The sequence below is a fragment of the Agromyces capsici genome (genome assembly GCF_058349965.1).
Genome location: NZ_JBYRET010000001.1, coordinates 2,423,250 through 2,442,386 on the forward strand (window position 1 = coordinate 2,423,250; position 19,137 = coordinate 2,442,386).

Sequence of the window (19,137 nt, forward strand, 5' to 3'; positions counted from 1 at the left end):
TCGGCTCGTATCGGGCCCGGGGGCCTGCAGCTGCGACCCCCACGATTGAAGTGTGACGCTGCGGTGACGATCCTTTGGAACCATCCCATGAGCGGATGAATCCTGTCCGCATGAGGTCGCAAGGGGGAAACCATGGCAAATGGTCAGGACCAAGAATACGCCGAATTCGACCAGCAGGCGATTACGGCCACTCTGGAGGCAGCGCGGCAGCCGTTCGAAGGGCGAGACGCATCGGCGGTCACCGATCTCTCCACAACCGAGGGCGGCGTGCTTGAGATGCGCGCCTCCTGCATCGAAGTTGTTTCCGGCAACCGCAGGGTCTGTTTGAGGCTTCCACTGGGAATCGGGCAGGTCTGTATCCCGGTGCCATTCGACGTTCCGAATGGCACCCCGGTCAGGGCCTGTTTGAGCATCCGCACGAGCTGGGGCTTCCCCACCGGTGTGTGCGTCAAGCTCTATGTCGCCGGCGAGCAGATCGTGAGCAGGTGCTACCCGTAAGCAGCCGACGCCGCAATTGCCAAGGCGGTGTCACCGATGACGGCCCGGGGGAAGAGCGACAACTCGCCCGGGCCGCCCTTGGAGGCTCGGGGACGTGAGTGCGCCTTTCGGCGATCCGATCATCGAACCTCGAACCGCGCAACATGTGGCGTGAAGTGTTCTCCCAAGATTTCGGAGGAGAAGAAATGGATGACGAACTGAACTTCACACGCTCTTCGTATTGTGGTGGCGAAAGCTGTTGTCTCGAGGTCGCTCTAGCACCGCAATCGGGGCTGGTCTACGTACGCAACTCGCAAAAGCCGGCCGCCCAGGTGGCATTTTCCACCGAGGAGTGGCGCGCATTCCTGGCTGGCGCCAAGAACAATGAGTTCGATGCCTAGTTGGCGAAGACCGCCGGCCCGATTCGGACTATCACATTGTGCCGGAGGTCCACGAGCGGACCGGGGATACCCTGCGACCGCGTCGCGATGGGCTGCCCACGTTGGGCGGGGCTGAGCCTCAGCCCGCAGACGGCGAACTGCACCTGAACGATCGCCCGAGACCGAACACCTCTCACGGAATCGGCGTGAGCGCGTCCTGGAGATCGCCGCTCACCACCAGTGCGAAATCCTGCGCCAACTCGCCTGGACGGATCAGAAGATTGGTGGCCGACACTTGAATCAGATAGCGACCCGCCATCGGCGCGTCAATCCGAACCGTCTTCACATTGTTGTCCGCGTCGGGCATATTGAGACTGTTCGGCCTGTCGGCATTGCCCACGAGCCTCGTGCCGTCGGGACCTTTCAGCATGAGGAGTAGGTGGTTCTGCAGACCGCGACCGGGCCGGTCGGTGTAGGCCAAGCAGATCCGCAACGGGCGGCCGGGCGCCACGTCCACCACGTACCGCCGCCGCGCTCCGGTGCTCGCCAACGCCTGACCGCCAGTCGCCTCCACGAACTCGAGCGACCAATCGGCGTCCGGCTCCGGCAAGGTCGTGGTCATGTCCAACGCGCCGAACCCTTGATGATAGTTGGGGAGCCGATCCCAGTCCGCGATCGAATCAGCCCCGGTGAGACGACGCGTCCCGTTGATGAGCGTGGCCTTGATCAACGCCGCGGACGGCGAGGCCACGCCCCGCTCGCGGCGGTACCATTGCCGCACCAAGACAGCGCAGCCCGCCACCACTGGGGCAGCCATCGACGTTCCACCCATGAAGGCGTACTTCCCGTTGGGCGCATACTCGCCCCAGAAATTACCTCCCGGCGCTAAGGCGGAACGCGTCGCGAGGATGTCGGTCCCGGGCGCCACGAGATCCGGTTTGATTCGCCGGTCATCGCAGGGCCCCCTGCTTGAGAATGCTGCCAACCCCTCGGGATCGCCCGAAACGGCGGTGTCCCTGGTCGGCGGGTCCGGGAAATCACGGCCCCACACCTGGCCGTACGTCATATTGGAGAGCCCGCCCAACATGCGCCGGGAGCGCTGTGCTCCGACGGTCAGCGCATTCTTGCATGAGGCTGGCGACGTTATGGAGAACCAATCCACAAATCCACGCTGGGCGCTTAGCGGTGCCGAACCGGTTCCCGCGTTACCTGCGGCAACTACCACGAGGAAGTCCCGGTGGGTTGCTACGAACTCGTCGACCTCCTGAGCGCTGATTGTGTACGCGGAGTTTGTGGCGGCGCCCCACGAGTCGTTGTGCACGCGCGCGCCGGCCGCGTACGCGGGGGCGAACAGGTCCTCCAACGCTATCGGCAGTCCGCCCAGGTCGCCGTGTGCGTCCAATACAGACTGGAAGTAGAGCTGCGACTTCGGGGCGATGCCGGTGAACTCCCCACCCGAGGCTGATCCGTCGCCCAAGATCGTTCCTGCGACGTGCGTACCGTGACCGTTCGGATCCGTCGCAGCCCCGGGTCGCCCAAGCGCCACTAGCCCCGCGATCCGGCCTGCAAAATCGGGATGCGTGTCGTCGAGGCCGGTGTCGGCCACGGCGACCAGCTCGTTCTCCCCGTCCAGGCCGAGAAAGGCCCCTGGATTTGCCATCCCTGCGTTCGCCCCGAACACCAATTGGCGTGCGACGTCGAGCTGTAAGGTCGGCGGAACGAACTCCACCACGCTCAGCACCCCGGGCTCGAGCACGACGTCGTCGAGCAGTTGATCCCCGGGCGTCGCCTTGAAACGCACCTTTCGCCGCGTGGCGCCGACCACGGGCACGCCCCGTGCCTGCAGCGAGCCGACGAGGTCCTGCACCACAGCCTCATCCGCTACCAGCGCGTCCCAAGTCACCATCTCGAGTGCTTCGAGGCCCGGCTCGTCAGCGTGTACCGCAAGGGCCACCGGACCGGTGACGTCCGTACCGTAGTAGCGGACGTCGACTACGAATGGCAACCCGATCAGCTGGCCGGCGGCTTCGGGGGTGGCCCGGCCAACATAGCTGAAAGTTGGCAGGTACTCTATGAGCTGGACGGCCCGGTCTGCGAGTTCAGGCTTCCACTCATCACGAAGCGGCCCGGTGAGTTGGATCAACCACTCGGTGACGACCCCGAGTGGCGGTGGCGGGATATCGTCGGTTGGCGTGGGGGCCCACACGCCGATGTCGCGCGTGGCGGGAATCGACCGACGCTGAGCGACCGCAGTTTCCGGTGGTCCATCGGGAACCTCCTCGACAACGATGCCGGCCGCCTGCAGTTCGGCGACCTGCTCAGCGGTGGCCTCGCCCATCGCGAAGCTTTCAGTGGAGGCTTCAGCGCCGAGCAGGCCCTCCGCGAGGAAGAGTTCGTCCTCGCTCATGACGTGAGCGATAACGCGTTTTGTAGCCATGGTTCCTCCGCAGGTGGATGGGTTTGGTCAGTACACGCGTGGGTCAAGACATGGGTTGAATCGGCTCTGTGCCGAAGCAGGCGAGTGCTCCCCGGTGATGACGCGGTCCTCGGCTTCCACGCCGGCTTCCCATGGGGCGGGCCCGCCAGAGCGGATCCGCTCCATGGCGTTGTCCCTCACCTCAGTGATAATCTCGTCGAGCGCGCCCACAATCGGTCCCCGTTCACCGGTGGAGGGCTGTCAATGTACTCGGTACATGCACACCCGAGTAGTCCTCATTTCAGCGGACCTGGACGAAGAGGGTATCTGGCAACCGAATTGCGGGGATGCACTGTCGCTGGTCATCTCGATACGCAACCCAGGCCCGAATGGAGACAGCAATGGCGATTCGAGAGCGATCTTGATGCGACTCGTCGCGAGATGTACCGGGATCAACGCGGAAACGGCTCGATGATCCACCGCCGACGTAGGCCTACCGAATTGGCCGGAACCACGACCGCACGGCAACGAGTGTGACCGTCGCGCCGATCCCCGCGCCGAGCGTGTTCGCGACCATGTCGCGCGGGTCGAAGGTGCGGGCGGGCAGATACCTCGCCTGCACGTACTCCGCCGCGACGCTGACCACCACGGCGATGAGCATCGCCACAACGACGCTCCACCATCGGGGGCGGCGCGCCCACGCGATCCACAGCGCGCCGAGCGGCACGAACATCAGCGCGTTGCCCGCCATCTCGACCAGCGGGTAGCGCACCTCAGGCTTCATGCCCCACGAGCCGAGCACGCCGAGCAGCCAGCTCGGGTCGATGAGGCCGCCCTCGCCGTCGACGTGCACCGGCCAGAACAGCATCAGCCCCAGTCCGATCGAGTAGAGCAGGGTGATGAGGAAGACCCACCCGCGCGCGATCTCGACCCTCGGAGGCCGCGGCGGCGCCAGGGCATCCAGTCGGGCGGATGCCGCGAGCCGGCGATCCGAGCGGTTCGAGGTCATCGATTCAGCGTAGTCGGGAGGGGATCCGCTGAGGTTTCGGCCGGATGTCGGTGGTCTCGACACGGCGCTGCACGCCTACTCGACCGGCAGGGGAATGTGCTGCACGCCGACTCGACCGGCAGGGGCACGTCCTTGTATTCAGGACTGCAACTGGACCTTCGTCGTCAGCCTCTCGGCGAGGGTGGCGAAGACGAGACTCAGCTCAGTGTCCCGCGTAATGCGCCTGGTGCGCCCATTCGCAGCTCGGGCGCGCCAAGAGATCCGCGCCGTCCCCTGAAGTGAGGACTGGTCATGTTCGGGGGATGAGAGTAAGACCGGGGATGACCGATTCGAGGGGGAGTCATGGATTTCTTCAGCCAGCTACGGGACGGCGACATTCTCTTCGATAATCTCCCCGACGATGTGGCCGCCACGGTCGAGATCCGGAATGCGAAGCTGCAAGAGCTCTCGTTCGGCGGCGATCTCGGCCTCGAATTCGTCGTCTCGGATCTCCGGCGCTGGCTGCCCGGCAAGGTGATCAAGGTGGCCTTCTTCGACGGGGACAGCGACCTGCACCTCGACATCGCGACCACGCTCCAGAAGGTCACCGAGGCCTGCGGTGTCGTCTTCGACTTCGGCGAGACGGCGGACGGCGACTTCCGCCGTTGGACCGAGTCCGACACCGAACACGCGGCCGACATTCGCGTCAGCTTCGACAAGAAGGGCTACTTCTCACTCGTCGGGATCGACAGCGTCGACACCAGCATCGGCCCGCCCACTTCTCGTGTCGGCGGGCGGCCGTACCAGGCCAGCCTGAACCTCGGCGGGTTCGCCGTCCAGCGTCCGGCGTCGTGGCGGGGCACGACGCTGCACGAGTTCCTGCACGCGTTGGGGTTCCACCATTCGCACCAGAACATGCGCGGTCCATGCCAGGTGTCCTTCAGGTGGGACGACGACCCCGGGTACCAGCCGACGCAGGACGACCGCGGGGCGTTCATCGCGGACAGCAACGGTCGGCGGCCGGGGATCTACACGTACCTCGCCGGGTTCCCCAACTTCTGGGATCGGGCGAAGGTCGACCACAACCTCAAGACGGAAGAAGACCCCGGCCTCGTCGTGGGGCCCTTCGACCGTGCATCCGTGATGCTGTACCGATTCCCCTCGCTCTTCTACAAGACCGAGCCCAGCCCGTGCGCGCCGAACGGCGATGGCCAGGCGCTCTCGGAAGGCGATGTCCGAGGGCTTCGGTTGCTGTATCCCGACGAACAGGCACAGCGCGAGAGCGTCGTCGCGAAGCAGGACGAGATCCTCTCCGCGCTCGAGAACGCGGCACCCGTCAGGACGGAGGGTGTCGAATCGCCCGCCGGGGCAGGCGTGTCGATCGTCGAGAGCGCCGCGGCTGCCATGCGGGCCGGTCGCAGCGGCTGACGATCATGGCGCTGATCCTCCGGTCCGCCGAACGACCGGTCCTGCGCATCGACGATGCATACCGCGTCAACTGGGATCAGCGCGAAGACGACCTGGCCACCGCAGTGGAGAACGGCTGGCCCGCGATCGAGAGTGCCGTCGCGGCGACGGGCCGCATCGAACTGGACGACCACCCCGGCATGCAGTGGGTGGGAGCAGGATTCCTCGCCGGGCCCGGTCTCGTCGTCACCGCCGGGTTCATCGCCGACCTCATCGTGCCGTCCGGTGCCGGCGGCATCGTGCGCCACCGTCCGGCACTGCGGATGGGGGCACTGCTCGGCGAGGGACCGGAGTACCGGATCGTCGGATGTCTCATGCGCCATCCGGTGCTCAATTTCGCCGTGCTCGAGCTCGACAGTGTGCCTCCGGTGGAGCCGCTCAGCCTCGATGCGACCCCGGATGTCTCAGCCGGCGACGCGGTCGCGCTCGCCTGGTACTACGCGCCCGACGCTCGGAACGACCCCGAGTGGCTCGCAGACCTCGGCGAGTTCGACACCGGTCAGAAGGTCGTCTCACCCGGCCGAGTACTGGGCCACTCCGCCGATCGGTTCGACGAGCGCGGCAACTGGTCCATCGCCCATGACTGCTCCACGCTCGGCGGCGCGGCCGGTGCCGCCCTCGTCAACCTGTCCAGCGGCACCGTGCACGGCTGCCACTTCGGCGGCCAGTTCGGGAAGGAGAACTGGGCCGTCCCGGTCTCGGAACTCGCGCTCGACCGCCGGGTCGTCTCGCTCGGCTTGCGCTTCGCCGGCCCGCTTCCCCCGACGGATCCACTGGCCTTCGAGGCCGAGTACCCCGACTCGTCGTTCACCGCGCCCGGGGACGACATCGGAGCGACCCAGAGTCAGTCGAAGGCATTCACCCCGAGCGTCGAGACCAGAGGAGTGAAGAACGTCACCCGGCAGCTCCTCGCGCGATTCCCCGACCTCGACGCCGCGCTCGACTTCCTGCGTGCACGCGGTCCGGCCGTCGCCGAGGCGATCGACGCCCAGCCAGGGCGGAACCGGGTTTCGGACGAGGAGTATCTGGGCGCCGTGGTCGACTCGCTCAACCGGCGCGGCCTGCTCGACGCTGAACTCCTCGACGCGATCCTGCCTCCGGATGTCCCGGCATCCGACGCGATCTCGGAGGCGAGGACCGAGCCCGCACGAACCGGCCCCGCACTCTCCGATGCAACGCTCGAGTCCGTCGTCGCCGTCCTCCCGAACGACGCGGAGAGGTTCGTGATGGGATCCCCGTTCGCCCATCAACTCACTCGGTCCGACGGGACGATCGAGCCGCTTCCCGATCTGGTGCGCCGGCTCGCCCGGGACGACTCGGGCGAACTGTCCGAAGCGCTCGAATGGCTGCTCCGCATGATCGTCGAGCGCGGGGATGTCGACGATACCGCGCCGATCACGACTGCACTGACCGAACTGGGGCAGCCGCTGCCCGAGGTGCTGCACAGCCTTCCAGAACCCGACGCATTGGAGATGGTGGGCGTCTCGTTCCTCTCCTCCGGACTGGAGGCGGCCCGATCGGTCGCACGGGTGCGATTCGGGCGTTCGGGCAGCACCGGATGGCTCATCGCACCCGACCTCGTCGTCGCACCGGCGCACGTGGCCACCTTCGGCGATCACAGCGCGGAGGCGAAGAAGCTGCTGGCGCCCGACGAGGTCGATCTCACGGAATGCTCCGTCGAGTTCGACGCCGACCGTCACGGCGCCGCCGTCACTGCGGTCGCCGCGGCCGAGATCGCCCTCCTGGACTACACGATCGATCTCCTGATCCTGCGCCTCGCCGAGCGGATGGAGGACCGCGAACCCCTCCAGATCGAGCTCGGCCGGCCGACGAGCGGACCCATCGCCGCCATCCACTACCCCTACCTCGGACCGAAGTCGTTGTCCTACGTCGGCGGCCGACTGCTGTCCAACGACGGGCACGATGTCCGGTACATCCTCGCCACAGCCGCGGGGAGCGCCGGCGCGCCGGTGCTCAACCAGGATTGGAAGGTGGTCGCGACGCATCGGGCGGCGACGAGGAGCACGGATGCCTCCGGGAAGACGGTGGCGACCAAGCTCGGGACGTCGGTCGAAGCGCTCGTCGTGGCCTTGCGCGGTGCCGCGGAGACACAGCAGCTGTGGCGCCGGATCTGCGGCGCACAGGAGGCGCTCCGCACGATCGACCCGATCCTCCTGTCGGCAGACGACTCTGTGCCGCAGCCGGCCGTGCTGGTCGTCGTCGACGCGACCACCGAACTTCCCGCGATCCCGGGGATGTCGGTGATCTCCCGCGATGCCGACGTGCTGAGCGTCCTCGTCGACTCCTCGGCCGCGCGCGAGCTCGCGCGGACACGCGACGTGGTCTCGCTCTCGGCGAGCGGGACGGCGCTCCAGACGGAGTGCCGGGTGAGCCTTCCGTTCGTCGGGGTGCCGCTGGACCGTGCCGGCATCGACGAGCGTGGAGAGCAGGCGTTGATCGCCCTGATCGATGACGGCATCGATCCCTACCACCACGCCTTCATGGACGGTGATGGGAACAGCCGGATCGACCTGTACTGGGACCAGCGCGACACCGCCGTACCCGCCGACGCTCCGGCTCGGACCTTCTCCCCGGAGGGGGCGGACCTGGTGACGCGGCTCGGCGTGAAGGGCGGCGCCGTGTACCTCGGAACCGACTTCGACGCCCTCGCCGACGGCGACCGGGCCGCGCTTCGCACCGGGGTCGAGCATGGGACCGCCGTCGCCAGCATCGCCGCAGGCCGGGCCCTCGGCGAGCAGCCGAAGTTCGGCGGCGGGATCGCGCCGGACGCACGCCTGCTGGTCGTGCGCTTCGACCGCCGCGGCCAATCGATCGGTGCGTCCGCGGGACACCTGAACGCACTCCAGCTCATCGAGGACCGCGCCGGGGAACTCGGACTGCCGGTCGTGGTCAACATCTCGAACGGCATGAACGCGGGGGCGCACGACGGAACCGCAGAGGTCGAGCAGCGGTGCGCGCGGTTCGTCGCACAGCCCGATCACGTCATCGTGAAATCAGCGGGGAACGAAGGGGGATTCGGACGGCATGCACGCTTCGAGTACGTCGATCAGAGCCTGAAGACGCTCCGCTGGAACTCCACGCCGATCAGCGTGCCCGCGCGCGAGGGCGCTTCGGACCAGCTCGAGTTGTGGTTCGGTACCCACAACCTCTACGACTTCCAGATCGTGGATCCCGACCAGAACCTCAGCGGTGTGCTCACGGTCGGCACGCCGATCTCAGAGGCGCTGACGACGCTGAACGACCTGAACGCCAGCTACGAGCAGTACGCCCCGGCGAACCCTCGGAAGGCTCGGCTCTCGATCACCGTGTCCCCGGGCAGGAAGAAGGCCGTCCAGCCGGGCGAATGGAAGCTCCTGATCACGGTCAAGAGTTGGCGCGGCGCCGACGTGTTCCACGCCTGGCTCGAGGATCAGCGTGACCGCAGCCTGTCGTTCAAGGCCGGCGCCGTCGATGACGTCACCATCACGATCCCCGGCACCGGTTCGGAGGTGATCACCGTGGGCGCTATCGCACCCCAGGACAGTAAGGAGCTCTACGAGCACAGCTCGCACGGGCCCAACACCGACGGCGTCATGAAGCCCGATCTCGTCGCCCCCGGTGTCAACATCGCGGCGGCCCGAGCGGGCACTGACGAGGAGGTCATGGCGGAGGCTCGTTCCGGGACCAGCTTCGCGGCCCCGCACGTCACCGGGGCGGTCGCGCTCGCGCTCTCGATGGGCCGGAAGGCCGCGATGGCCGGAGGTCCCGCGACCGGCTTCACCCAGGGCGAGTTGCGGCAGCTGCTCATCAATCACTCCCGGGATTTCAAGGTCCTCGGCAGCCCCGAACGCGGGTACGGTGATCTGGACGTTCGCGCCTTCGTGGACGCGGTGCGAGCCCGCCTCGGCATCGTCTGAGGCTGCGGCGGACCATGTGAGGTGAGGGAACTGGGCACGATCATCCACCAGCCCTCCGGCCAGGTGATGGCCGGGCACGCCATCGGCATCCTGCTGCTGAACACCGGATACCCCATCATCCCGGGCAACGTCGCGAACGCGTCGACGTACGACTACCCGGTCCGGTTCAAGGTCGTCGAGGGCGCCGACAGCCCCCGGCTCATCGGCGGCGACCCGACGCTGCTCGAACCGATCCTCGCGGCCGCCCGCGAACTCGTCAGCGACGGATGCCGCGCCATCGTCGGCGCGTGCGGCTACTTCGCCCGGTTCCAGCGCGAGCTCGCCGCGGCGCTCCCGGTCCCGGTGTTCCTCTCCAGCCTGTGCCAGGTGCCGATGCTGCTCGGTGCGTTGCAGCCCCAGCAGCGGCTCGGCATCCTCTGCGCGAAGGAGAGCAGCCTCGACCAGCAGATGCTGACGGCGGTCGGCATCCCCGACGGCGCGCCGATCGTCGTCGCCGGGATGGAGCACAGCCCCGGCTTCCGCGGAGCGATCCTCGAAGACCAGGGTTGGATGGACCTCGAGCAGGTACGCGACGAGGTCGTCGGCGCCGCCGTGCAGCTGGTGGCGGACCGCCCCGAGATCGGCGCGCTGCTGCTCGAGTGCAGCGACATGCCCCCTTACGCGAAGCAGATCCAGGATGCCACGGGCATGCCGGTGTGGGACTACGTCACGCTCATCGACTGGATCCATTCCAGCGTCGTCCGACGCACCTACGACGGCTTCATCTGATCGGCCGAGACCCCCTCCCGAAGGAGGGGGTCTCGCTGCATCACATGGTCGGGGTGACAGGATTTGAACCTGCGACCTCTTCGTCCCGAACGAAGCGCGCTACCAAGCTGCGCCACACCCCGTCTGGCCCGAAGGCCTCAACAAGAATAGCCCACATTCCGCGCGCGTTTGACCACGCCCGACGTGCGGACGCGCGCCCGCGTCATCCGGCCGGGACCAGGGTGAGCAGTGTCGCCTCGGGCGGGCACGCGAACCGGATCGGCGCGGTGATCGACGTGCCGAGGCCCGCCGAGACGTGCAGGTACGCCGAACGCAGGCCGTGACGCCACACGCTCAGGCCGCTGACCTGCGAACGCGGGATGTCGCAGTTCGTGACCAGCGCCCCGAACCCGGGCACGCAGACCTGGCCGCCGTGCGTGTGGCCGGCGAGCAGCAGCTGCGCGCCGTGCGTCACGAACGAGTTCAGCACCCGCTGGTACGGCGCGTGCGTGACGCCCACGGTCACCGTGGGCCGGAGCTCCTTCGGAGTCGGGCCGTCGGGCCACGCATCGTCGCCGAGCGCATCGTCGGAGCGGAGGTCGTCGATCGCCGCCGTGATGAGGTCGAGCCGGTCGTATCCCTTGTGCGGGTCGTCGACGCCGAACATCTCGAAGTGCGTGCCGCGAAGGTCGAGGGATGTCGCGCGGTTGTCGAGGTCGATCCATCCGAGTTCGTCGAAGAACGCGTGCAGGGCCGCCGTGTCGAGGCGCTTCGCGCGCGTCATGTGGCCGGACGGACCGCCGAAGTAGCCGAACGGGTTCTTCAGCACCGGGCCGTAGTAGTCGTTCGAGCCGTTGACGAAGACGCCCGGGACGCCGCGGAACGGCGCGAACGCGCGGCGGATGCCCTCGATGCCGCGCTCGTGCCCCAGGTTGTCGCCCGTGTTCACCACGAGATCGGGCTTCAACGAGGCCAGCGACGCGACCCAGCCCTGCTTCGAGCGCTGCCACGGCGCCATGTGCAGGTCGGAGACGTGCAGCACGCGCACCGGCGTCGAGCCCGCGGGCAGCACGGGCACCTCGACACGGCGCAGCGTCCAGCGGGTCCGCTCGATGAGCGACCCGTAGACCGCCGCGGCCGCCGCCGCGACGCCGACCGCCGCGGCGATCCGCGTCGCGGCGGTCGAGCGCGGACCGGGCACTAGTCGTTCCCGGGCGAGTCGCCGCCGGGCGGCGTCACGCCGCCCGCGAGCTTGCCGATCGAGAGCCGGATGGTGTCGCCGGGCTTCGCCGCGCCGCCCGCATCGGGCGACTGCGCGATGACCACGCCATCCTGACTCGGATCGGTCACGTTCTCGTCGCGCGTCTGCACCTTGAAGCCGGCCGATTCGAGCGTCGACTTGGCCTCATCGGCGTCCATGCCGCGCACGTCGGGCACGCGCGCCACGTTGCCGTTGCTGATCAGCACCCGCACGACCGCGCCGCGAGCCGCCTGGCCCGACGGATCGGTGCCCGCGACGGTGCCCTTCGGCTGGTCGCTGTCGACCTCGGCGCCCTGCTCGAAGACGAACCCGGCGGCCTCGATCGCCTTCTTCGCCTCCTCGACGGAGAGGCCGGCGACGGCCGGGATGTCGACCAGGACCTGCTTGAACGCACCCGAGGGGGGCTCGGGGAACGCGGCGCCGCCGTACTTGCCATCGGCGACCGACATGATCGCGGGCCAGATGCGGTGACGTGCCGTCGCCGCGGAACCCGAGTCGAAGCTCAGGTCGCGCAGGTTCGCGTCACCTGTGACGTTGCCGACCCACACCGCGGTCGCGACCTCGGTGCTGGAGCCGATCATCCAGGTGTCCTTCGCGCCATCCGTCGTACCGGTCTTGCCGATGTGCGGGACGTCGGAGCCCGTGTTCGAGGCGACCGCCGTGCCGCCGCCCGCGAACACCTGCTGCATCGCGTACTCCATGCTGTGCGCGACCTCGGGCGTCACCGACTGCACGCAGTTCGACTGCGGCGGCTGGACCTCCTCGCCGTTCGCCTTGACGATCCGGTCGATCGCGATCGGGCTGCAGGTCGTGCCGTTGTTGGCCATGCCGGCGAACGCCGCCGCCATCGTGACCGGCGCGATCTCCTGCGTGCCGAGCACGTCGGAGGGGTTCATCTGCAGCTCGCCGCCGTCGGCGCGGTGCACGCCGAACGCCTCGGCCGTCTGCTTGATCTTGCACAGGTCGAGCTGCTGGGCCATCGCCATGAAGCTCGTGTTGACCGACCACTTGGTGGCGTCGACCGCGTTGTTCGCGATGCGGCCGTCGTCGTTGCGCGGGTTGTAGCTGCCGCTCCAGTTGCCGGTGCAGCTGTCGGTGAACGACGTGAAGGCGCGACGCGACCCGTTGAACGACTCGAGCAGCGAGTGGCCTGCGTTCAGCCACTCGGCCAACGTGAACGTCTTGTAGGTCGAACCCGGCTGCAGGCCGCTCGACCCGCCGTACTCGTAGTCGGTGCTGTAGTTCACCGACGTGTACTCGGCGCTCGTCGCGGCGAGCTCGGGGTCGTTCGTGAACTTCTTGTTCTGGGCCATCGCGAGCACGCGGCCCGTGCCGGGCTCGACGCTCACCGCCACCGAACCGACGTCGAAGCGCTCGTCGACGGTCGGCACGTTCTCGGCGATCGACGTCTCGGCCGCCCTCTGGAGGTCGAGGTCGAGGGTCGTGAACACCTGCAGGCCGCCTTGCTGGAGCAGGCGCGAGCCCTCGTTCACGTCTTCGGTGGCGGGGTCGTCGTAGTGGTTCTTGATGATCCACGTGACGTAGTCGCAGAAGTACGCGCTGCCGCCGGCCGTCTGGCATCCCGTGCTCGGCTCGGTGATCAGGGGGGCGACGGGCGAGGCGATGGCCGCGTCGGCGTCCTCCTGCGTGATCTTCCCGTACTTGAGCATCTCGCCGATGATGTAGTCGCGGCGCTGCTTGTTCTCGGCATAGGGGACGGGCTGCCCGTCGACCACCGTGTTCGCGCCGTTCGTCTCGCTGTCAGGACGGTCGAGACGGAACTTCTCGGGGTGGTTCACGATCGCGATGAGGCTCGCGGCCTCGGCGAGCGTGAGGTCGGCGGCGCGCTTTCCGCCGAAGTAGTACTGGGCGGCCGACTCGATGCCGTACACCCGGCCGCCGAACGCGGCGATGTTCAGGTAGCCGCGCAGGATCTCGTCCTTCGAGAACTTCTTCTCGAGCGCGATCGCGTAGCGCATCTCCTTGAGCTTGCGCTCGGCCGAGACCTCGGTCGCCTCCGCGTAGGCGGCGTCCTTCTCCTCCTCGGTCGTGGCCTGGCTCACGCCGTTGTTGATGAGCACGTTCTTCACGTACTGCTGGGTGATCGAGGAGCCGCCCTGCACGTCCTTGCCCGTCACCGTGCTCAGCGCACCGCGCACCGTGCCCTGGATGTCGACGCCGCCGTGCTCGTAGAAGCGCGGGTCCTCACCGGCGATCGCGGCATCCTTCGCGTACTGGCTGATCTGGTCCCACGCCACCTCTTCGCGGTTCTCGTCGAAGAAGGACGCGAGCGGGTACGGGGTGCCTTCGGCCGTGGTGACGTAGATGTCCGTCTTCTGCGACAGCTCGCTGATGTCGAGGTATGCCGGCAGGTTCTCGAACATGTTGATGCTGTTGTTCGCGGCCATGCCCGTGACGGCCAGCGCGGGGGTCACCGCGGCGGTCACGAGGATGCCGGCGAGTGCGCTCATGCCGACGAAGCCGAGGACGCCCGTGGCGGCATCACTCAAGGGTTTTTGGGCAGACATATAGTGGAGCTTAACCGAGAAGGCTGGCAAAAACCCGGTGCACCGAGGCGTGCCCGCGTTGGTGCGCGCGTGCGAGCGTGCGTGCGACCGCCCGCCGACTCCTCTCGCAACCGCCGGCTCGAAGGAGCGTCATGCCCGCCTGGGAGTACATCACCACCCCGCTGCTGATCCACAACACGGCCGCGATCCTGAACAACTGGGGCAAGGAGGGCTGGGAGCTCGTCCAGGTCGTGCAGGGCCCCGAGGGCGGCCTCGTCGCCTACCTGAAGCGCCCCGTCGGCGGCGAGACGTCGGCTGCGGCATCCGCCGGCGCCGCGGCGGCCGCGCAGGCCGCGAAGCAGTTCGAGGGCGGTGCCTGATGGGTGCGTCGTCTTCGGCTGAGGCGCGCCTCGCCGAGCTGGGCATCACGCTGCCGGATGTCGCGGCTCCCGTCGCCGCGTACGTGCCCACCGCCGTCACGGGGTCGCTCGTGTACACCTCGGGCCAGCTCCCGTTCGTCTTGGGCGCGCTGCCCGCGACCGGCAAGGTCGGCGACGGTCACGGACTCGTGCCCGCCGACGACGCGAAGTCGTACGCGCGGCTCTGCGCGCTGAACGCCCTCGCGGCGGTGCGCGCCGAACTCGGGTCGCTCGACCGCGTGACCCGCGTCGTCAAGCTCGTCGGCTTCGTGGCATCCGACCCCGCGTTCACCGGCCAGCCGGGCGTCGTCAACGGTGCGTCCGAGCTGCTCGGCGACATCTTCGGGGACGCGGGCCGCCACGCCCGCTCGGCCGTCGGCGTCGCGGTCCTCCCGCTCGACGCCCCGGTCGAGGTCGAGCTCATCGTCGAGTTCGCGTAGCGCGCGCGGGCGCGCGGTCGCCCCGCCCCACGCCCGCCCGCTCTTGCGCCCGCGGCTCGCGCGCCCCGCGCGCCCCTGCTTGCGCCCGCGCCCCGCGCGCCGGTGCCTCGCGTCCCGCGCGCCGGTGCCTCGCGTCCCGCGCCCCGCGCGCCGGTGCCTCGCGTCCCGCGCGCCCGCACGCCTGGCTTCGCGCCCACATTCCTCCGGATGTTCGGAATGTAGGACGTGGGCGTCATGGGATGACGGGCGCCGGAATGTCGGACGAAAGGGCGCGGTTCTGTCCGACATTCAGATGATTGTCATGACTTCGGCGTCGTGTCCTAGATTTCAGTGGGCGCCGCCCGGAACCGGTCGGGCCTCGCGGTGCGGCGGCCCGTCTTCGCATGCAGTTGCCAGGGCCACACACGCTCGCCGTCCGTCGACGGAGACACGTGCTGTTCGCCCGCGACGTGTCCTCCCGCGCGGCGCGCTCGCGTCATCGGTGCACAATCTCCCCTCCGGTCGGTACGTCGGGGCGCACTCCGGAATGCTCCAGGACATGCCTGCCCGCGTCTCAGACTTCGCCGGAGTCCACCGCGCGCTGGGAACTTGGAAGCTCGCCCACCGTGTGCAACTGCGCGATGAGGCGGTCACGCCCCGACAGCTCCGAGCGGCAGTGGAGGCCGGCGCGGTCCGCCGTGTGCGGCGCGATTGGTTCGCGGCGCCGGAGTGCAACTCCGCGCTCATCCACGCGGTGCATGCTGGGGCGACACTCGCATGCGTTTCAGCGGCCCCGTTGCACGGGTTGTGGGATCTGGAGGATGCATCCCTGCACCTGTGCGCCGGCCGGGACACGCCGCGCTTGGATCGCGCTGCGCCATCCTGGCCGGGAACCACGCGGCGCGAACTCGTCGTGCACTGGACTCGGCGGCCCGAGCCGGTGCTGGCTCCCCGTGTCCGCGCGGTCATCGTGCCATTGCGGCGGACGCTATCGCAGATCGCCGCGTGCCAACCCCTCGAGCGCGCCGTCATGGTCGTCGATTCGGCGCTGCGCCGGAAGAAGATCACGATCGAGGAACTTCGCGAGCTTGCCGCTGGCGATGCCGCGCTCGCCAAGGTGGTCGAGAATGCCGACGGCTTGGCCGATTCCGGTCTCGAATCGCTCGCCCGCATCAGGCTGGCGCGACGCGGCGTAGTGATGGTGCCGCAGGTCGTGCTCGACGGGCATCCGGTCGACGGACTCATCGGCAAGCGCCTCGTGCTGCAGATCGACGGATTCGGGCCGCACGCGCCTCGCAGACAGCGTAATCGCGACTTGGAACAGGACGACCGCCTTCGCCGCATGGGGTTCATCGTGCTCCGGTACAGCGGCGATCAGGTGCAATGGAGCTGGCCGATGATCGAGACCGCGATCCTCGAGGTCATGGCCGCGGGCAAGCACCTGCGGTGAGGTGCGCGATCGCCGCAGGAGGGGTTGGTACTCGTCAGGTCGTCGCGCGCGGGATGTTCCGTACGGGCGGTGGCGGGCGGCGGACGGCGGCACGCTGCGTTGTATGACACGCGAGGCTTGGTCGGACAATGCGATGACTGTAGGACGAATCGACGACGTGTCGTCCTACGTCCAGCCAAATGACCGACAATCGCCCGGAAGTCCTACAAACGCCCCCAGGAGCGAGGTTGGCAGCAACCGAGGGTGCGGCTGGCGCGCGGCGACGGCGGGCGCGGGGCGGGCAGACGGATGCCGCGGCGGAACGCGCCCGCCGCGGCATCCGGAGTGCGAAGGGGTCAGCGCACCTGCGCGCTGATCACCTGCATGATCGACGTGTCGGCGAGGGTGGTGGTGTCGCCGATCTCGCGGCCCTCGGCGAGGTCGCGCAGCAGGCGCCGCATGATCTTGCCCGAGCGCGTCTTCGGCAGCTCGTTGACGATGAACACCTGGCGAGGCCGCGCGATCGCGCCGATCTGGGTGGCGACGTGCTTGCGCAGTTCCTCGCTGGCCTCGAACGGGTCGTTCACGTGCGAGACCTGGCTCGCCTTGAGGATGACGAACGCGACGACCGCCTGGCCCGTGGTCTCGTCGGACGCGCCGACGACGGCGGCCTCGGCCGTCCAGGGGTGGGCGACGAGCGACGACTCGATCTCGGCGGTCGACAGGCGGTGGCCCGAGACGTTCATGACGTCGTCGACGCGGCCGAGCAGCCAGAAGTCGCCGTCCTCGTCGCGGCGGGCGCCGTCGCCGGCGAAGTACTTGTCGCCGAACTTCTCCCAGTACGTCTCCTTGAAGCGCTCGGGGTCGCCCCAGATGCCGCGCAGCATCGACGGCCACGGGTCGGTGGCGACGAGCAGCCCGCCGCCCTCGCCGTGGATCTCGGTGCCGTCGTCGTCGAGGATGCTGATCGACACCCCGGGGACCGGCACCTGCGCGGCGCCGGGCTTCAGGTCGGTGACGCCGGGCAGCGCCGAGATCATGATCGCGCCGGTCTCGGTCTGCCACCACGTGTCGACCACGGGGATGGAGCCGCCGCCGATGACGTGGCGGTACCAGATCCACGCCTCGGGGTTGATCGGTTCGCCGACCGAGCCGAGCAGGCGCAGCGACCGCAGGTTGAACTCGTGCGGGATCTGCCGGCCGAGCTTCATGAACGAGCGGATGGCGGTGGGCGCCGTGTAGAGGATCGAGACCTTGTACTTCTCGACGATCTCCCACCAGCGGCCGGGGTGGGGGGTGTCGGGCGTGCCCTCGTAGATGACCTGGGTGGCGCCGTTGGCGAGCGGCCCATAGACGACGTAGGAGTGGCCGGTGATCCAGCCGACGTCGGCCGTGCACCAGTAGACGTCCCGCTCGGGGTGCAGGTCGAACACGTTCTTGTGCGTGAACGCGGCCTGCGTGAGGTAGCCGCCCGAGGTGTGCAGGATGCCCTTGGGCTTGCCGGTGGTGCCCGAGGTGTACAGGATGAACAGCGGGTGCTCGGCCTCGAACCCCTTCGCCACGTGCTCGTTCGACGCGGTCGCGACGGCCTCGTGCCACCAGAGGTCGCGGTCGGCGTTCCAGTCGACCTCGTTCTCGCCGCGCTTGACGACGAGCACGTTGCGCACGGTGCCGCCCTCGGCCTTGCCGAGCGCCTCGTCGACCACCGGCTTGAGCGGGAACACGCGGCCCTTGCGGTAGCCGCCATCCGCGGTGATGACGACGGATGCCTCGGCGTCGTCGATGCGCGACGCGAGGCTGTCGGCGCTGAACCCGCCGAAGACGACCGAGTGGATGGCGCCGATGCGCGCGCACGCGAGCATCGCCACCACGGCCTCGGGGATCATGGGGAGGTAGATCGCGACGCGATCGTGCTCGCCCACGCCGAGGTCGGTGAGCGCGTTCGCCGCGCGCTTGACCTCGTCGGTCAGCTCGGCGTACGTGATGGCGCGCGAGTCGCCGGGCTCGCCCTCCCAGAGGAGCGCGACGCGGTCGCCGAGGCCGGCCTCGACGTGGCGGTCGAGGCAATTGACGGCCACGTTGAGCTCGCCGTCGTCGAACCACTTCGCGAACGGAGGGTTCGACCAGTCGAGGGTGCGGGTGAAGGGCTTCTCCCACTGGAGAAGGGTGCGGGCCTGGTCGGCCCAGAAGCCGAGCCGGTCGGCCCGGGCGGCGTCGTAGAGGCCCTCGTCGGCGACGGCCTGGGCGGCGAACTCGGGGCTCGGGCGGAAGCGCCGGATCTCCTCGAGCGCGTGATCGATCTGCGCGTTCATAGTGGTGCGATCGCTCCTTCGCGAAAGATTCAAACGGTGGGTCGCCTGCCCCACACAGCAGACTACCGCCCGCCGGAGTGCGTGTCGTTCGCGCGGGCGCGTCGGCGGGGCGTAGTCTGAACCCTGATCGCGGCCCGACGGGGGGTCGTGACGAGGTTCTCAGCGGGTCGCGCGCCGGGCTCTCACGGCATTCGCGCCGCGTCGACCGGTCGCCGCAACCTTCGGAATGCGTCGTCTACTGACGATTTCTCCAACGGATCCGCAGCTCCGATTCCTCCCACTGGAGGAAGTCGAAGAAATTTCTGAGTGTCGGCACAAATGAGGACAAAAAGTGCTTGCGCATGGATCGGTAACCCATACACTGAGTACCGCCCGGACGTTTTCGTTTCGAGGCCTGC

13 protein-coding genes and 1 tRNA gene are annotated in these 19,137 nt (G+C 68.4%); 8 read left to right on the top strand and 6 right to left on the bottom strand.

Translation table 11 applies throughout. The annotated features are described in order from the left end of the window. Window positions 1-132 precede the first annotated feature (132 nt). Both AC3RKB_RS11335 and AC3RKB_RS11340 read left to right on the top strand, forming a co-directional pair. On the top strand, window positions 133-498 hold the full coding sequence (locus AC3RKB_RS11335) for a hypothetical protein (RefSeq protein ID WP_491436247.1): 366 nt from the start codon (window positions 133-135) through the stop codon (window positions 496-498). A 185-nt stretch (window positions 499-683) separates the two neighbouring features. Beyond that, window positions 684-878, top strand: coding sequence for a DUF397 domain-containing protein (locus AC3RKB_RS11340; protein ID WP_491436248.1), 195 nt, complete (start codon window positions 684-686; stop codon window positions 876-878). A 172-nt stretch (window positions 879-1,050) separates the two neighbouring features. Here the strand turns inward: AC3RKB_RS11340 and AC3RKB_RS11345 are convergent, their stop codons facing one another. Beyond that, window positions 1,051-3,264, bottom strand: a complete 2,214-nt coding sequence (locus AC3RKB_RS11345; protein WP_491436249.1) for a S8 family serine peptidase — start codon at window positions 3,262-3,264, stop codon at window positions 1,051-1,053. A 502-nt stretch (window positions 3,265-3,766) separates the two neighbouring features. Continuing rightward, window positions 3,767-4,282, bottom strand: a complete 516-nt coding sequence (locus tag AC3RKB_RS11350) for a VanZ family protein (protein ID WP_491436250.1) — start codon at window positions 4,280-4,282, stop codon at window positions 3,767-3,769. Window positions 4,283-4,624: 342 nt separating this feature from the next. On the opposite strand from AC3RKB_RS11350, the gene AC3RKB_RS11355 reads away from it, so the two are divergent. Genes AC3RKB_RS11355 through AC3RKB_RS11365 form a run of 3 tightly spaced genes read left to right on the top strand, consistent with a single transcriptional unit; the run spans window position 4,625 to window position 10,413 of the window. Continuing rightward, entirely contained in the window at window positions 4,625-5,689 is a 1,065-nt protein-coding gene (locus AC3RKB_RS11355) for a zinc metalloprotease (RefSeq protein ID WP_491436251.1), read from the top strand. A 5-nt stretch (window positions 5,690-5,694) separates the two neighbouring features. Continuing rightward, window positions 5,695-9,645, top strand: coding sequence for a S8 family serine peptidase (locus tag AC3RKB_RS11360; RefSeq protein ID WP_491436252.1), 3,951 nt, complete (start codon window positions 5,695-5,697; stop codon window positions 9,643-9,645). A gap of 21 nt (window positions 9,646-9,666) precedes the next feature. Further along, window positions 9,667-10,413 carry an aspartate/glutamate racemase family protein gene (locus AC3RKB_RS11365; RefSeq protein WP_491436253.1) on the top strand — a complete coding sequence of 249 codons (747 nt, stop codon included), beginning with the start codon at window positions 9,667-9,669 and terminating at the stop codon, window positions 10,411-10,413. A gap of 45 nt (window positions 10,414-10,458) precedes the next feature. On the opposite strand, the gene AC3RKB_RS11370 is transcribed toward AC3RKB_RS11365, so the two are convergent. From AC3RKB_RS11370 to AC3RKB_RS11380, 3 genes are all read right to left on the bottom strand, one after another. Continuing rightward, window positions 10,459-10,535, bottom strand: a tRNA-Pro gene (locus tag AC3RKB_RS11370). An 80-nt stretch (window positions 10,536-10,615) separates the two neighbouring features. Continuing rightward, window positions 10,616-11,593, bottom strand: a complete 978-nt coding sequence (locus AC3RKB_RS11375) for a metallophosphoesterase (protein ID WP_491436254.1) — start codon at window positions 11,591-11,593, stop codon at window positions 10,616-10,618. Continuing rightward, entirely contained in the window at window positions 11,593-14,181 is a 2,589-nt protein-coding gene (locus tag AC3RKB_RS11380) for a transglycosylase domain-containing protein (RefSeq protein ID WP_491436255.1), read from the bottom strand. The genes AC3RKB_RS11375 and AC3RKB_RS11380 overlap by 1 nt, the downstream gene beginning before the upstream one ends. A gap of 131 nt (window positions 14,182-14,312) precedes the next feature. Here AC3RKB_RS11380 and sp36 point away from each other — a divergent pair, with 131 nt between their 5' ends. From sp36 to AC3RKB_RS11395, 3 genes are all read left to right on the top strand, one after another. Then, entirely contained in the window at window positions 14,313-14,540 is a 228-nt protein-coding gene (gene sp36, locus AC3RKB_RS11385) for a Sp36 family protein (RefSeq protein ID WP_491436256.1), read from the top strand. Beyond that, window positions 14,540-15,019: a RidA family protein gene (locus AC3RKB_RS11390; protein WP_491436257.1), complete on the top strand. Its 480-nt coding sequence runs from the start codon at window positions 14,540-14,542 to the stop codon at window positions 15,017-15,019. Before sp36 ends, AC3RKB_RS11390 begins: the two co-directional genes overlap by 1 nt. Before the next feature lie 538 nt (window positions 15,020-15,557). Then, window positions 15,558-16,448 carry a DUF559 domain-containing protein gene (locus AC3RKB_RS11395; protein WP_491436258.1) on the top strand — a complete coding sequence of 297 codons (891 nt, stop codon included), beginning with the start codon at window positions 15,558-15,560 and terminating at the stop codon, window positions 16,446-16,448. A gap of 335 nt (window positions 16,449-16,783) precedes the next feature. On the opposite strand, the gene acs is transcribed toward AC3RKB_RS11395, so the two are convergent. Continuing rightward, window positions 16,784-18,739: an acetate--CoA ligase gene (acs, locus tag AC3RKB_RS11400; RefSeq protein ID WP_491436259.1), complete on the bottom strand. Its 1,956-nt coding sequence runs from the start codon at window positions 18,737-18,739 to the stop codon at window positions 16,784-16,786. Window positions 18,740-19,137: the final 398 nt, after the last annotated feature.